Origin of the sequence: Kitasatospora sp. NPDC059327 (assembly GCF_042752535.1) — a bacterium.
GTDB lineage: Bacteria > Actinomycetota > Actinomycetes > Streptomycetales > Streptomycetaceae > Kitasatospora.
The window spans coordinates 1-13409 of sequence record NZ_JBHYYB010000163.1 but is presented as its reverse complement, the minus strand read 5'-3'; the positions used below and the strand labels follow the sequence as shown (position 1 = coordinate 13409).

At 72.4% G+C, this 13409-nt stretch carries 13 protein-coding genes and 1 pseudogene; 7 read left to right on the top strand and 7 right to left on the bottom strand.

Annotated elements, in window-relative coordinates; all coding sequences use genetic code 11:
• Window positions 1-124: 124 nt before the first annotated feature.
• The 4 genes from ACFXHB_RS42480 to ACFXHB_RS42465 form a co-directional block, all read right to left on the bottom strand.
• Window positions 125-727 carry a malonic semialdehyde reductase gene (locus ACFXHB_RS42480; RefSeq protein ID WP_380582194.1) on the bottom strand — a complete coding sequence of 201 codons (603 nt, stop codon included), beginning with the start codon at window positions 725-727 and terminating at the stop codon, window positions 125-127.
• Window positions 728-897: 170 nt separating this feature from the next.
• A complete protein-coding gene (locus tag ACFXHB_RS42475) occupies window positions 898-1149 on the bottom strand; it encodes an exodeoxyribonuclease VII small subunit (RefSeq protein ID WP_380582192.1) in 252 nt (83 codons plus the stop codon).
• Between the two features lie 69 nt (window positions 1150-1218).
• Window positions 1219-2433 (bottom strand): exodeoxyribonuclease VII large subunit, encoded by a 1215-nt coding sequence (xseA, locus tag ACFXHB_RS42470; RefSeq protein WP_380582190.1) that lies wholly within the window; start codon window positions 2431-2433, stop codon window positions 1219-1221.
• 10 nt (window positions 2434-2443) lie between these two features.
• Window positions 2444-3787, bottom strand: a complete 1344-nt coding sequence (locus tag ACFXHB_RS42465; protein ID WP_380582188.1) for an APC family permease — start codon at window positions 3785-3787, stop codon at window positions 2444-2446.
• Window positions 3788-3874: 87 nt separating this feature from the next.
• Between ACFXHB_RS42465 and ACFXHB_RS42460 the strand changes: the two genes are divergently transcribed.
• Complete coding sequence (locus tag ACFXHB_RS42460) at window positions 3875-4849, top strand: 4-hydroxy-3-methylbut-2-enyl diphosphate reductase (protein ID WP_380582186.1); 975 nt, start codon at window positions 3875-3877, stop codon at window positions 4847-4849.
• A gap of 166 nt (window positions 4850-5015) precedes the next feature.
• Window positions 5016-5765 carry a polyphosphate--glucose phosphotransferase gene (gene ppgK, locus ACFXHB_RS42455; RefSeq protein WP_380582184.1) on the top strand — a complete coding sequence of 250 codons (750 nt, stop codon included), beginning with the start codon at window positions 5016-5018 and terminating at the stop codon, window positions 5763-5765.
• Window positions 5766-5854: 89 nt separating this feature from the next.
• Here the strand turns inward: ppgK and ACFXHB_RS42450 are convergent, their stop codons facing one another.
• A complete protein-coding gene (locus tag ACFXHB_RS42450) occupies window positions 5855-6436 on the bottom strand; it encodes a DUF6542 domain-containing protein (protein WP_380582182.1) in 582 nt (193 codons plus the stop codon).
• Between the two features lie 256 nt (window positions 6437-6692).
• Here ACFXHB_RS42450 and ACFXHB_RS42445 point away from each other — a divergent pair, with 256 nt between their 5' ends.
• The 4 genes from ACFXHB_RS42445 (at window position 6693) to ACFXHB_RS42430 (ending at window position 9487) form a co-directional block, all read left to right on the top strand.
• The gene (locus ACFXHB_RS42445; protein ID WP_380582180.1) at window positions 6693-7082 is read left to right on the top strand and encodes a VOC family protein; all 390 of its coding nucleotides are present in this window, start codon (window positions 6693-6695) and stop codon (window positions 7080-7082) included.
• Window positions 7083-7157: 75 nt separating this feature from the next.
• A complete protein-coding gene (gene ychF / locus ACFXHB_RS42440; protein ID WP_380582178.1) occupies window positions 7158-8231 on the top strand; it encodes a redox-regulated ATPase YchF in 1074 nt (357 codons plus the stop codon).
• A gap of 243 nt (window positions 8232-8474) precedes the next feature.
• Entirely contained in the window at window positions 8475-9023 is a 549-nt protein-coding gene (locus tag ACFXHB_RS42435; RefSeq protein ID WP_380582176.1) for an ArsR family transcriptional regulator, read from the top strand.
• Window positions 9020-9487 (top strand): hypothetical protein, encoded by a 468-nt coding sequence (locus ACFXHB_RS42430; protein ID WP_380582174.1) that lies wholly within the window; start codon window positions 9020-9022, stop codon window positions 9485-9487. The genes ACFXHB_RS42435 and ACFXHB_RS42430 overlap by 4 nt, the downstream gene beginning before the upstream one ends.
• Window positions 9488-9857: 370 nt before the next feature.
• Here ACFXHB_RS42430 and ACFXHB_RS42425 read toward each other — a convergent pair whose 3' ends face one another.
• Together ACFXHB_RS42425 and ACFXHB_RS42420 are read right to left on the bottom strand one after the other, a co-directional pair.
• A complete protein-coding gene (locus ACFXHB_RS42425; protein WP_380582173.1) occupies window positions 9858-10520 on the bottom strand; it encodes an HAD-IA family hydrolase in 663 nt (220 codons plus the stop codon).
• A 65-nt stretch (window positions 10521-10585) separates the two neighbouring features.
• Window positions 10586-11724: pseudogene (locus tag ACFXHB_RS42420) on the bottom strand (dihydrofolate reductase family protein).
• A 167-nt stretch (window positions 11725-11891) separates the two neighbouring features.
• On the opposite strand from ACFXHB_RS42420, the gene ACFXHB_RS42415 reads away from it, so the two are divergent.
• The gene (locus tag ACFXHB_RS42415) at window positions 11892-13274 is read left to right on the top strand and encodes a hypothetical protein (RefSeq protein ID WP_380582171.1); all 1383 of its coding nucleotides are present in this window, start codon (window positions 11892-11894) and stop codon (window positions 13272-13274) included.
• The last annotated feature ends 135 nt before the right edge of the window (window positions 13275-13409 follow it).

The window sequence follows — 13409 nt, the reverse complement described above, 5'->3', positions numbered from 1 at the left end:
CAGCTTCTTCAACTCCGGATCGAGCCTCTTGCCGCCCACGGTCCTCGCAACTCCCATGATCATGAGTGTTGCGAGGACCGCTAGAACCTAAGGACCGGTGCGGGCCCTTCCCGTGTGCCGTCGCTCAGACGGTGGTGACGACCTCGTCGTAGGCCAGGCGCGGCGAACGCGGGAACCAGGCCTCCTCGCCCGGCTTGCCGATGTTCACCACGGCCAGCACCGAGTGCTCGCCGTCGGCGAAGAACTCCTTGTTGATGCCCTCGGCGTTGAAGCCGGTCATCGGGCCGGCGGCCAGGCCCGCGGCGCGCACGCCGACGATGAAGTAGCCGGCCTGCAGGGCGCCGTTGAGCAGCGCGGAGGACTCGCGGACCGGACGCTCGGTGAAGAAGAGGTCCTTGGCCTGCGGGAAGTGCGGCAGCTGGGTCGGCAGCTCCTCGTGGAACTCGTTGTCCACGGCCAGGATGGCGACCAGCGGGGCGGCGGCGGTCTTGGCCTTGTTGCCGTCGGCCAGGTGCTGGACGAGGCGCTCGCGGCCCTCGGCCGAGCGGACCAGGACGACGCGCAGCGGCTGCTGGTTGAAGGCGGTCGGGCCGAACTTGACCAGCTCGTAAATGGCCTGGATCTGCTCCTCGGAGACCGGCTCGTCGGTGAAGGTGTTCGCGGTGCGGGCGTCGCGGAACAGCAGGTCCTGAGCGGCGGCGTCGAGTACCAGGGCGTCGGTGGTCATGCTTGTCTGCACCTCATGCGGGACGGGGTTCGTCTGGTCGACCGGCGGCGCCGATCACTTGATCCCAACATAAGTGAACTTTCAACTGTTCCTCGGGGGGTTGTGATGCGCGTCACTGCGCCGCGGCGCTCCCGACGCGTCGCGTCGCCCCCGAGGGTCGCTCCCGGGCCTCACTCCGGTGCGGGACCGCCCTCCTCGGCGGCCAGCGCGGCGTCCAGCCGGGCCCGGGCACCGTCCAGCCAGCGCTGGCAGACCTTCGCCAGCTGCTCGCCGCGCTCCCAGAGCGCCAGCGACTCCTCCAGCGACGTGCCGCCGTTCTCCAGCTGCCGGACGACCTCCAGCAGCGCGTCCCGGGCGTGCTCGTACCCCAGCGCGTCGTCCGGCGTCCGGGGCGCCGCCTCCACCTGCTCCTGATCAGCCATGGCAGCCAGCGTAGGGCTTGGCGCCGACAGCGCCGCCGGACACTCCGTCCCGCCGTCCCGCCGGCGCCGCTACGACCGGGGGCCGGCCGTCACGTCGAGGCCGCCGCCCGCCACCCGGGCGTGCAGCACGTCGCCCGCCGCGACCTGGGCCGGATCGGTCACCACCGCGCCGTCCGCGCGCTGCAGCACCGCGTAACCGCGCTCCAGGGTGGCGGCGGGGGAGAGGGCGACCACCCGTGCCAGGGTGTGCCCGAGGTCGCTCTGCGCGTGGTCCAGGCGGTGCCGCAAGGTGCGCCGGGCCCGCTCCAGCAGGGCCCCCACCTCCTGGCCGCGGCCGTCCAGCATCCGGTGCGGCGCGGCCAGCGCCGGGCGGCTGCGCACCCCGTCCAGACCGTGCCGCTCGCGCTCGACCCGGCCGAGCACCTGCCGCCGGCCCCGGTCCCGCAGGGCCAGGACCTTGGCCAGTTCCTCGCCGACGTCCGGCACCACCCGTTTGGCGGCATCGGTCGGGGTGGAGGCGCGCAGGTCGGCGACGAAGTCCAGCAGCGGCTGGTCCGGCTCGTGCCCGATCGCGCTGACCACCGGCGTCCGGGCCGCCGCGACCAGCCGCACCAGGGCCTCGTCCGAGAACGGCAGCAGGTCCTCCACGCTGCCGCCGCCCCGGGCCACGATGATCACGTCGACCTCGGGGTGTTCGTCCAGCTCGCGCACCGCCGCACCGACCCGCTCGACCGCGCTGACGCCCTGCACCGGGACGTTGCGCACCTCGAAACGGACGGCCGGCCAGCGTCGCCGGGCGTTCTCCAGTACGTCCCGCTCGGCCGCCGAGCCGCGCCCGGTGACCAGGCCGACGCACTGCGGCAGGAACGGCAGCGGACGCTTCCGCTCGGCCGCGAACAGGCCCTCCCCGGCGAGCCGCCGCTTCAGCTGCTCCAGTCGGGCCAGCAACTCGCCGAGCCCCACCGGCCGGATCTCGGCCGCCCGCAGCGAGAGCTGGCCGCGGGCCGCGTACCACTCCGGCTTGGCGTGCACGACGACCCGGGAGCCCTCCTGCACCACGTCCGCGACCTCGTCGAAGACCGAGCGGAAGCAGGTCACCGTCAGCGACACGTCGGCCTGCGGGTCGCGCAGGGTCAGGAACACCACGCCCGCGCCGGGCCGCCGGCTGAGCTGGGTGATCTGGCCCTCGACCCAGACCGCGCCGAGCCGGTCGACCCAGCCGCCGATCAGCGCGGAGACCTTGCCGACCGGGAGCGGGGCTTCGGGGGAGCTGGTGTTGGCCATGCGTACGAGGCTAGCGGCGGATGCCGACAGCGGAGGCCCCCTGGACGAGCAGCACGACGAGCCCGATCGCCAGCCAGACCGCCCCGGCGAGCTGCGCGGTGGGCGCGGCCTCGTAGACCACCGCGCCGATCACCGCGATGCCCAGCAGCGGCACCACCAGGTGCCGCGGCCAGTCCCGCGAGCCGTGCTTCACCACGTACCAGCCGATCACCGAGGCGTGCAGCAGCGCGAAGGCCGTCAGCGCGCCGATGTTCACCACCGAGGTCAGCCGGTCCAGCCCGTCGTCCCGGTCGGCCGCCCAGACGGCCGCGCCCATCGTGATCACCGCCGCCACCAGCAGCGCCCGGCGCGGCACCGCCGAGCCCGGGTCCACCGCGGCCAGGAAGCGCGGCAGCCGTCCCTCCCGGCCCATCGCGTAGACCAGCCGCCCGGCCGCCGCCTGCCCGGCCAGCGCCGCGAAGGCCGCGCCGATCGCCTTGCTCGCCGCGACCAGCACGTGCAGCCAGTGCCCGATCCCGCTCTCCACCGTGTCGTAGAAGGCCGAGCCCTGGGCCGCCGGATCCGCCGCCAGCTGCTGCGGGGTCAGCGGCTCCAGCAGCGCCGCCAGGTACGTCTGCACCAGGAACAGCGTGCCGGCCAGTGCCAGGCACCAGAGCACGGCCCGGGCCACCGCCGCCGAGGCGCCGACCGCCTCCTCCACGAAGGTGGCGATCGCGTCGAAGCCCAGGTACGACAGGACCGCCACCGAGACCGCCGAGATCACCGCCGTCAGCGAGAAGCCGCCGACGCCCGTGAACGGCGAGGCCCAGCCGCGCTGCGCCCCGTCCCGCGCCAGCACCACCACGGCCGCCACCACGAACACCGTCAGCACCGCGATCTCCAGCGCCAGCACCCCGAGGCCGACCACCGCCGCCGTCCGGACCCCGGCCAGGTTCAGCGCGGTGGTGACCACCACCGCCAGCGCCGTCCACACCCAGCGCGACACGTCCGGCACCAGCGAGTTCAGGGCGATGCCGGAGAACAGGTACGCCACCGCCGGGATCAGCAGGTAGTCCAGCATCGCCATCCAGCCGGCGATGAACCCCGGCCCCTCGCCCAGGCCGGCCCGCGCGTAGGCGAACACCGAACCGGTCTGCGGCACCGCCCGCACCATCTGGGCGTACGAGAAGGCGGTGAACCCCATCGCGATCGTCGCCGCCAGGTAGACCGACGCCACCGCGCCGTGGCTCTTGGCGTCCAGCACGCCGAACACCCCGACCGGGGCCATCGGGGCGATGAACAGCAGCCCGTACACCATCAGATCGCGGACGCTCAGGCTGCGCCGCAGGCCGCCGGCGTCGACTCGCTCGCTCATCACTTCCACATTTGAGCACCGGTGACCGAGTGCGGCCCGAAAGCGCCTTACGTCGGCGCGGCTCGCCGCCGCCCGTACGATGGAGCCATGTCCAACACCGCGCAGCGCCGTGTCCTGCTCGCCGCCCCCCGGGGCTACTGCGCGGGCGTCGACCGCGCCGTGATCGCCGTGGAGAAGGCCCTGGAGCAGTACGGGGCGCCGATCTACGTCCGCAAGCAGATCGTCCACAACAAGTACGTGGTCCAGACCCTGGAGAAGCAGGGCGCGATCTTCGTCGACGAGACGGAGGAGGTGCCCGAGGGGTCGATCGTGGTGTTCTCCGCGCACGGCGTCGCGCCGTCCGTCCACGACGAGGCCCGGATCGGCAAGCTCGCCACCGTCGACGCCACCTGCCCGCTGGTCACCAAGGTGCACAAGGAGGCCGTCCGGTTCGCCGACGAGGGCTTCGACATCCTGCTGGTGGGCCACGAGGGCCACGAGGAGGTCGTCGGCACCATGGGCGAGGCCCCGGACCGGATCCACCTGGTGGACGGTGCCGAGGACGTCGCCAACGTCGAGGTCCGCGACGAGTCCAAGGTCGTCTGGCTGTCCCAGACCACCCTCTCGGTGGACGAGACGATGGCCACCGTCGGTGAGCTGAAGAAGCGCTTCCCGCTGCTGGTCAGCCCGCCCAGCGACGACATCTGCTACGCCACCCAGAACCGCCAGGTCGCCGTCAAGCAGATGGCGCCCGAGACGGACCTGCTGATCGTGGTCGGCTCCAAGAACTCCTCCAACTCCGTCCGCCTGGTCGAGGTCGGCTTGGAGTACGGCGCCAAGGCCGCCCACCTGGTGGACTTCGCCGACGAGATCCAGGAGTCCTGGCTGGACGGCGTCACCACGGTCGGCCTCACCAGCGGCGCCTCGGTGCCGGAGATCCTGGTCGACGGTGTGCTGGAGTGGCTGGCCGCGCGCGGTTACGGCGACGTGTCGACCGTCAAGACCGCCGAGGAGCACCTGACCTTCTCGCTGCCCAAGGAGCTCCGCCGCGACCTGCGCGCCGAGGCCGCGGGCAAGCTGTAGCCGGACCTCCCGGAGAACCCGGTGTCCCTCGCGGGATGCCGGGTTTTCCGCTGTGCGCGGCCGGGTGGGCTCTCGTAGTTTTGTGCACAGGTATGCACAGGCCTGTGGACGACGGGCCCGTGCGCAGTGGTCCTGTGGACAACGGTTACGGCGGAGGGCGGTCGTCATGACGGCGGTATTCGGTGTGGACATCGGCGGTTCGGGCATCAAGGGAGCCCCCGTCGACCTGGCCCGGGGCGTGCTCGCCCAGGAGCGGCACAAGGTCCTCACCCCGCACCCCTCGGCGCCGGAGGCCGTGGTCGACGCCGTCCGCGAGGTGGTCCGGCACTTCGGCCACCGGGGACCGGTCGGGCTGACCTTCCCCGGCGTGGTGGTGGACGGAGAGACCAGAACCGCGGCGAACGTCGACAAGGGCTGGATCGGCCTGGACGCCGCGGGCCTGTTCCGCGAGGCGCTCGACCTGCCGGCCGTGGTGCTCAACGACGCCGACGCGGCCGGGCTCGCCGAGACCGTCCACGGGGCCGGCCACGGCCAGGAGGGCGTCGTCCTCGTCCTGACCTTCGGCACCGGCATCGGCAGCGCGCTCTTCGTGGACGGCACGCTGGTGCCCAACACCGAGCTGGGCCATCTGGAGCTGCGCGGCAAGGACGCCGAGCGGCGGGCCTCCTCGGCGGCCAAGGAACGGCACGATCTGAGCTGGGAGCAGTGGGCGGGCCGGGTCGACGAGTACCTCGACCTGGTGGAGATGCTGTTCTCGCCGCAGCTGATCGTGATCGGCGGCGGGGTGAGCCGCAAGCACGAGAAGTTCCTGCCGCTGCTGCGGGAGCGGGAGGCGCGGATCGTCCCTGCCGAGCTGCGCAACGACGCCGGGATCGTCGGAGCGGCCATGGCGGCGGCCCGGGCCTCCGCCGCCTGAGTCGTCGGGCCTGAGCCGCAGGGGCGCGGGGAGCCGGGGGAGTGGGAAGCCGGGGGAGTGGGAAGTCGGCCGGTCCGACGCCCCACTCCTCAGCGGTCGCGGTGGATCCGCCGCTGGGCCACGAACCGGGCGGTCACGATGGCCGCGGCCAGGCCGGTCCCGGTGAACAGCCAGCCGGCCCGCAGGGCCAGGCCCGTCGCCAGCGCCACCACCTGGGCGGTCACGCCCGAGGAGGTGACCGGGCCGAGCAGCAGCAGGGCGACGGCGAAGGCGATCGGCCCGCTGATCGGGGCCGCCAGCAGGTCGGCGAAGCGCACCCGGACGGCCAGCTGGAAGCAGATGACCAGGTAGCCGATGCCGAACAGCACCCCGAGACCGCCGAAGACCGTCCGGTCCACGCCCGCCAGGGCGACGGTCGCGACGGTCGCGGCCACTCCGGTGCCGACCGCCGTCAGCCGGGTCGGCCGTCCGTTGCGCCGGCGCCCGTAGAGGCGGCCGTTCGGGCGGCCGCCACCGCGTTCGCCGGTGCGTTCGCCGCGTCGCTCGCCGCCGCGGGCGTCCTCCCGGGGGTCCTCCCGGGGGTCGTCGCGAGCGCCGGCGCGCGGCCCGAACGGCAGGCGCAGCCGGGGCCGGGCACCACCGGGGCGCCCGCGCTCGGGCGAGCCGGCCACGGGGCGTAGTCGGGACGCGGGTGCGGCGGTGGCCCCGGCGGTCTCGGGGGCCCGCCCGGGCCCGGGGACGGCGGCCCCGGCCGCGCCGTTCGGCGGTCGGCGTCTGGGCCCTGGCGGCTGGGTTCGGATGCGCTGCTCCACCCACCCAACGTACGGTCCGATCATCGCCACACTGTGTAATGGGCGTCGGTACCTTGCTCCGTGTCTCCGGACGGAGTACTGGTGTGATCGTCGCTCAACTCCTCCAGGGGGATGGATGACCAGCGGGTTCGCCTTGGAACGCCTTCACCACGTCCGGCTCGACATCCCGGCGGGGGCGGATTACGGGTGTCGTGCGTTCTGGCGCGAGGTGCTCGGCATGACGGAGCCGGTCGAGCCCCCGGTGCCGGCCGCGCGCGGCGGTCGCCGGTTCCGGGACGGCGGGGTCGAGGCGCACCTGGGTGTCGTGCCGGAGTTCCGGCCGGCCCGCAGGGGGCACCCGGGCTTCCAGGCGCCGAAGCTGGACGCGCTCGCCGAGCGGCTGGTCGCACATGGTCATGAGGTCGTCCGGGACGAGGATCTTCCCGGCCACCGCCGCTTCCACGCCGCCGACAACCTCGGCAACCGCCTGGAGTTCGTGGAGCCGCCGCCGACCACGGGGGCCTGAGCCGCTGCCCGTAGACTGGGGGATCGGCCCGCACGGTGCCGAACCAACTCCTCCAAGCCCACGGGACTGCGCTTCATGTCGCTCACGATCGGAATCGTCGGCCTGCCGAACGTCGGCAAGTCGACCCTGTTCAACGCCCTGACCAAGAACGACGTGCTGGCGGCCAACTACCCGTTCGCCACCATCGAGCCCAACGTCGGCGTCGTCGGCGTCCCGGACGCCCGGCTGGCCAAGCTCGCCGAGATCTTCGGCTCGCAGCGGATCCTCCCGGCGACCGTGGACTTCGTGGACATCGCCGGCATCGTGCGCGGCGCCTCGGTCGGTGAGGGCCTGGGCAACAAGTTCCTGGCGAACATCCGTGAGTCGGACGCGATCTGCCAGGTCATCCGGGCCTTCGTCGACCCGGACGTGGTGCACGTCGACGGCAAGGTCTCGCCGAAGGACGACATCGAGACCATCAACACCGAGCTGATCCTCGCCGACCTCCAGTCGATCGAGAAGGTGCTGCCGCGGCTCCAGAAGGAGGCCCGCCTGAAGAAGGAGTCGGCCGCCACGCTGGCCGCCGCCGAGGCCGCCCAGAAGATCCTGGAGACCGGCAAGACCCTCTTCGAGGCGGGCTTCGACGCCTCCTCGGTGCGCGAGCTGCACCTGCTCACCACCAAGCCCTTCCTCTACGTCTTCAACGTGGACGAGGACGAGCTGGTCGACGAGGAGTTCAAGGAGGCCCAGCGCGCTCTGGTCGCCCCCGCCGAGGCGATCTTCCTGAACGCCAAGATCGAGTCCGAGCTGATCGGCATGGACGAGGACGAGGCGCTGGAGCTCCTCCAGTCCATGGGCCAGGAGGAGACCGGCATGGCCACCCTCGGCCGGGTCGGCTACGAGACCCTCGGCCTGCAGAGCTACCTCACCGCGGGCCCCAAGGAGACCAGGGCCTGGACCGTCAAGAAGGGCGCCACCGCCCCCGAGGCCGCCGGTGTGATCCACACCGACTTCCAGAAGGGCTTCATCAAGGCGGAGATCATCTCCTTCGACGACCTGGTCGCCTGCGGCTCCATCGCCGAGGCCCGCAGCAAGGGCAAGGCCCGGATCGAGGGCAAGGAGTACATCATGCAGGACGGCGACGTCGTGGAGTTCCGCTTCAACGTGTAGTCGATTGATTACTGCATGTTAGGTTTGTCGTCAAACATGCAGGTCGGAAGGGGTCGGACTCGCCAGAGTCCGACCCCTTCTGCATTCCCGTGCTGACTTGGTGCTGGCCTGGGGCGCCTCGCGGCAGGCGCCAATGAGTATGTCGGTGAGGGCGTGAGTGCAGATTGTTACTTTCATTGGATGCTTGATATCCTGCGTCCAATGAAAGTATCGCCAAGTCTGCTCCCCATCCTCCGGTCTCGCATGCAAGGCGAGCTCCTGGCGCTGGTGCTCCTGCACCCGGACCGCGAGTACAGCATCACTGAGCTCGCGGCCGAGGTCGGCGTGACGCCCACTGCTGTCCTGCGGGAGGTTGACCGGTTGGCAGGTGGTGGAATCCTGGCCGATCGGCGAGTGGGGCGCAGTCGCCTCGTCAGGGCCCGCACGGATACTCCGCTGTACCGTCCGCTGAGCGAGCTCATGGCCGTCTCCTTCGGCCCCGTGCCCGTGCTCACCGATGCGCTCGCCGGACTCGAAGGCGTAGAGCGCGCCTATATCTATGGCTCGTGGGCCGCTCGGTACAACGGTGAGCCGGGGCTGCCGCCTGCCGATGTGGATGTCCTCGTTGTGGGTGCCCCCGATGCCGACGCGCTCTTCGACCTGGCCGAGGAGGCTTCACGGCGCTTGCGTCGTGAGGTCAACGTTCATCGGGTCTCCGTCGAGGCGTGGGAGGCCCGTACGGACGATCCGTTCCTCACCAGCGTTCGCGAACGTCCTCTGGTACAGCTGAACCCTGACCTGGAGGCGCAATGACGCGCTGGAATCAAGGGCGGTCGACGGTTGACGCGCTCATCGCCGGTGGCGGACTTGAACGAGTCCCCGCTTCTCAGGAGGCAGCCGAAGCGGAACTGGTCCGGGCGCGTACCCATGTCGGCTCCGCGCGGCAGTTGGCGGCCACGGACCCGGAGGGTGCGTACACGCTGGCCTACGACGCCGCGCGAAGAGCGCTAGCCGCGGTACTGCAGAACCAGGGGTTGCGTGCAACCAGTCGTGGCGGCCATACCGTCATCTACGAGGCCGTGCGCGCGCAGCTCGACCCGCCACTCGGTTCCATGCTGCGCCCCTTCAACCGCATGCGAGCCCGGCGAAACGAAGTCGAGTACCGGTCGTCGGAGGCCCCCGCCGTGACGCCGGAGGAGGTCACGACCGACTTGGCGAAGGTGGAGGCGCTCGTCGAGCTCGCGGAGAAGGCGATCCCGAACATGCCGCGTTACTGAAGCTCTGATCCGCCGGCTTGGTTGCGGGGCGGGAGCGTCGACCTTGGTTTCCCGTGCTGATTCCGTGCTGACTTGAGCCTCGCGGAATCGTGTTTCCGCAGGTGGGAGCGTTGTCGTGTGCGTTCCGCTTCAACGTCTAGTCGTTCACCTGCTGCACGTTAGACACTGAGTCAAACGCGCAAGTCGGAAGGGGTCGGACTCCGTCGGGTCCGACCCCTTCGTCGTCACATTGCCGGGCGGTCGCCGGATGTTCTGGCGCAGAGCCGGTGGCGATCAGGTCTCGTCAACGGTGGGTCGACGCCCCGGCTGGAAGGCCCGGATGTACGCATGGGCCTTCTCGTGGTCACGGGCGGCGTCGGCTGCCGGGCGCTCAGGTGAGGTGGACGGTGAGGGTGCCGTCGCCGTTCGGGGTGACGGTGACGCCTTCCAGGGTGAGGGCGTGGGCGGCGGTGGGGTGGGCCGCGGCGCGGGGGCCGATGCCGAGGACGGGGACGCCGGCGGCCACGGCGGCCGCTATCCCGGCCGAGGAGTCCTCCAGGGCGAGGCAGTCGGTGGGGGCGAAGCCGAGCGCGGCGGCGCCCTTGAGGAAGCCCTCCGGGTCGGGCTTGCCGGCGCCGACGGATTCGGCGGTGACCAGGACGGGTGGCAGTGGGAGGCCGGCGGCGGCCATCCGGATCCGGGCGAGCGGTTCGTCGGCGGAGGTGACCAGGGCGTGCGGCAGGCCGGCCAGGGCGGTGAGGAGGGCGGCGGCGCCGGGGATCGGCACCACGCCTTCGACGTCGGCCTTCTCCTCGGCGAGCATCCGCGCGTTGTCGGCGTGGTTGAGTTCGGCCGGCCGGTCGGGCAGCAGGGCTGCCATGGTGGCGTGGCCCTGGCGGCCGTGGGCCAGCCGGAGTGCCTCGGCGGGGTCGATGCCGTGCCGCTCGGCCCAGCGGGCCCAGCAGCGCTCGACCACGGCGTCGGAGTTGACCAGCGTGCCGTCCATGTCCAGCAGGAGGGCGCGGGTGGTCAGGGTGAGGGGGGCGGCGGGCATGGGGCGGCTCCTCGCGGGGCGGGGTGCGGGTGTCCGAGTCTATTGTTCACCAAGGATACAAAAGACTAGTCCAGCAGGTGCGCGTTGACCGAGCGGGCCTGCTCGGCGACCTCGGACAGCTCCACCACCTCGACCCCGGCCGCCTCCAGCAGTGCCGTCCCCTGGCAGTCGACGACGAAGAGGTCCGGTTCGCGCCAGGCGACCACGACCCGGGGCACGCCCGCGGCGATCAGCAGCCGGGCGCAGGGCAGCGGCCGGGAGGCCCGCCGGCCGCAGGGCTCCAGCGAGCTGTAGACGGTCGCGCCGCGCAGTCGCGGATCGCCCGCCGGCAGCTTGGCCAGGGCCGCCTCCTCGGCGTGGTCGTGCGGGTCCGACTCCCGGCTCCAGCCCTCGGCGAGCACCTCGCCGTCCGCGCCGACGATCACCGCGCCGACCGAGAAGGCCGTGCTGGAGGGCGGGCAGCGGCGGGAGAGCTCGACGGCCCGCCGCAGGTGTGCGAGGTCGGACGAGGCGCTGGTCACGGGGCGGGCTCCTTCGGGGCGTACCTGAGCAGGACGACATCGCTCACGGTACGTGCCTCCAGCAGGCGCATCCGGCGGGCCGGTCCACCGGGGAAGGCCGCCGGGTGGACGAAGCGCGGCGCGCCCGCCTGGCCGACCAGCAGCGGGGCGACGGCCAGGTGGAGCTCGTCGGCCAGGCCCTGGGCGAGGAACTGGGTGTGCACGCCGCTCCCGCCCTCGACCATCAGCCGTCGTACGCCGCGGGCCCCGAGGTCGTCCAGGACCGCGCCCAGCTCCACCGCCTGGCCGAGGGCCACCACCTCGGCCAGCCCGTCCAGGGCCGGGCGCAGCCGCGCGGCGCCCGCGTCCGAGGTGTAGGCGACCTTGTCGCCGCCGGTGTGCCAGAACCGCAGGGCCCGGTCGAGCGCCCCGCCCGCGGTGAGGGTGACCTTCAGCGGGTACTCGGACCGGCCGGCCGCGACCCGGGCGGCCCGTCGGGCGGGGTCGTTGACCAGCAGCCGGGGATCGTCCGCGCGCAGGGTGTTGCCGCCGACCAGGATCGCGTCGCTGGCGGCGCGCTCCTCGTCCACCCGGTCGAAGTCGGCCGGGTTGGAGAGCAGCAGGCGGTCGGGGGAGGCGTCGTCGAGGTGCCCGTCGAGCGACATCGCGGCGCTCAGCAGGACGAAGGGGCGGCGGCCGGGCATGGTGGAACCGTTCTGTCGGGGGCCCGTCCACGGTACGGGTCCCGGCGGGCGCGCCGGGCGAGGGCAGGTGTTCGTCCGGTGGCCCGCTGCCGGAGGGGCGGCGTTCGCCGAGGGGCTCCACCCTGGTCCGGACCTCGCACCGCCCCCCACTTCGAAGGGCTGTCACCGTGTCCCGTCTCTCCCGCGGCCTGCTGCCGCTGGCCGTCGCCGCCGCCGCGCTGCCGGTGCTCGCGCTGCCCGCCGGGCCCGCCGCCGCCGTGACGTACGGAACCCCGACGATCACACTCTCGGCCGGGTACCTCTCCGGCGCGGTCGGCGCCACCGGTGACCCGACGGTCGCCGTCACCGTCGCGCAGAGCGGTGCCGACGCCTCCGCGCTGACGGTCGCCGCCTCGGCGACCACCCGCGGCTCGGTGGCCCGTACCGGTGATGTCACCGTCACGGGCACCGCCGGCAACCGCACCCTCGCGGTCGCCGCGCAGGGCGTCGGCTACACCGACCTGACCGTCAAGGTGACCGGCCTCGGCGGCAAGAGCGCCACGAAGACGCTGCACTACGCGGCCTCGCCGGCCGTCCAGCGCTCGGCCGACAGCCGCTACCTGACCGGCTCCAGCGACGCCTCGGCGGCCGTCGACGCGGGCGGCGGGTACATCGTGGTGGCGGACGACGAGTCCAATGTGCTGCGGCTGTACGACCGCAACGCCTCGGGCGCGCCGGTGCGCACCTGGGACTTCAGCAGCGCGCTCGGCGTCTCCAAGGAGATCGACATCGAGGGCGGCACCCGGGTCGGCAACACCATCTACTGGACCGGTTCGCTGGGCAACAACAAGGACGGCGAGATCAAGACCCAGCGGCACACGGTGTTCACCACCACCGTGACCGGCTCGGGCGCCGCCACGCAGCTGGCCCTGGGCGGCAAGTACACCGGTCTGCGCGACGACCTGATCGCCTGGGACAAGGCGAACGGCAACCGGTACGGCTTCGCGGCCGGCTCGGCGGCCGGCGAGGTGCCCAAGCAGGTCGACGGCTTCAACGTGGAGGGCCTGGAGTTCGCCCCGGGCAGCTCCACCACCGCGTACGTGGGGTTCCGCGCGCCGCTCACCCCGGCGGTCACCGGCGGCCGGGCGCTGATCGTCCCGGTCACCAACTTCTCCTCGCTGCCGGGTGGTTCGGCGCACGCGACGTTCGGCGCCCCGATCGAGCTGGACCTCGGCGGGCTGTCCGTGCGCGACCTGCGGCGCAACGCGCTCGGCCAGTACCTGATCGTGGCGGGCTCCTGGGCGGCGGACGACAACTCCGACCCCTACGCGCTCTACCGCTGGGACGGCCAGCCCGGTTCGCAGCCGGTCAAGGTGCTGGACCTGCCGACCAGTGACGCGGGCGGCTGGGAGGCCGTGCCGGACGTCCCGGACCTCACCGCCGCCGGGGCGCGGGTGCAGCTGATCACCGACGACGGCTCCGCCGACCTGTACGGCGACGGTGTCGAGGCCAAGGACCTCACGCACCCGGAGTGGAAGAAGTCCCGCACCACCTGGTTCACCCTCAACTAGGCCCAGCGGTAGGGCGAAGCCCCCGGCCGCGTGGGCGGTTTCTAGAACGCTGATGAAGATGTTGGGTTCTGGCCCCACCGCGTGAGCGGTGGGGCCAGACTCGTTTCTGTGGCGATGGGGGAATGGGCCGGGGAT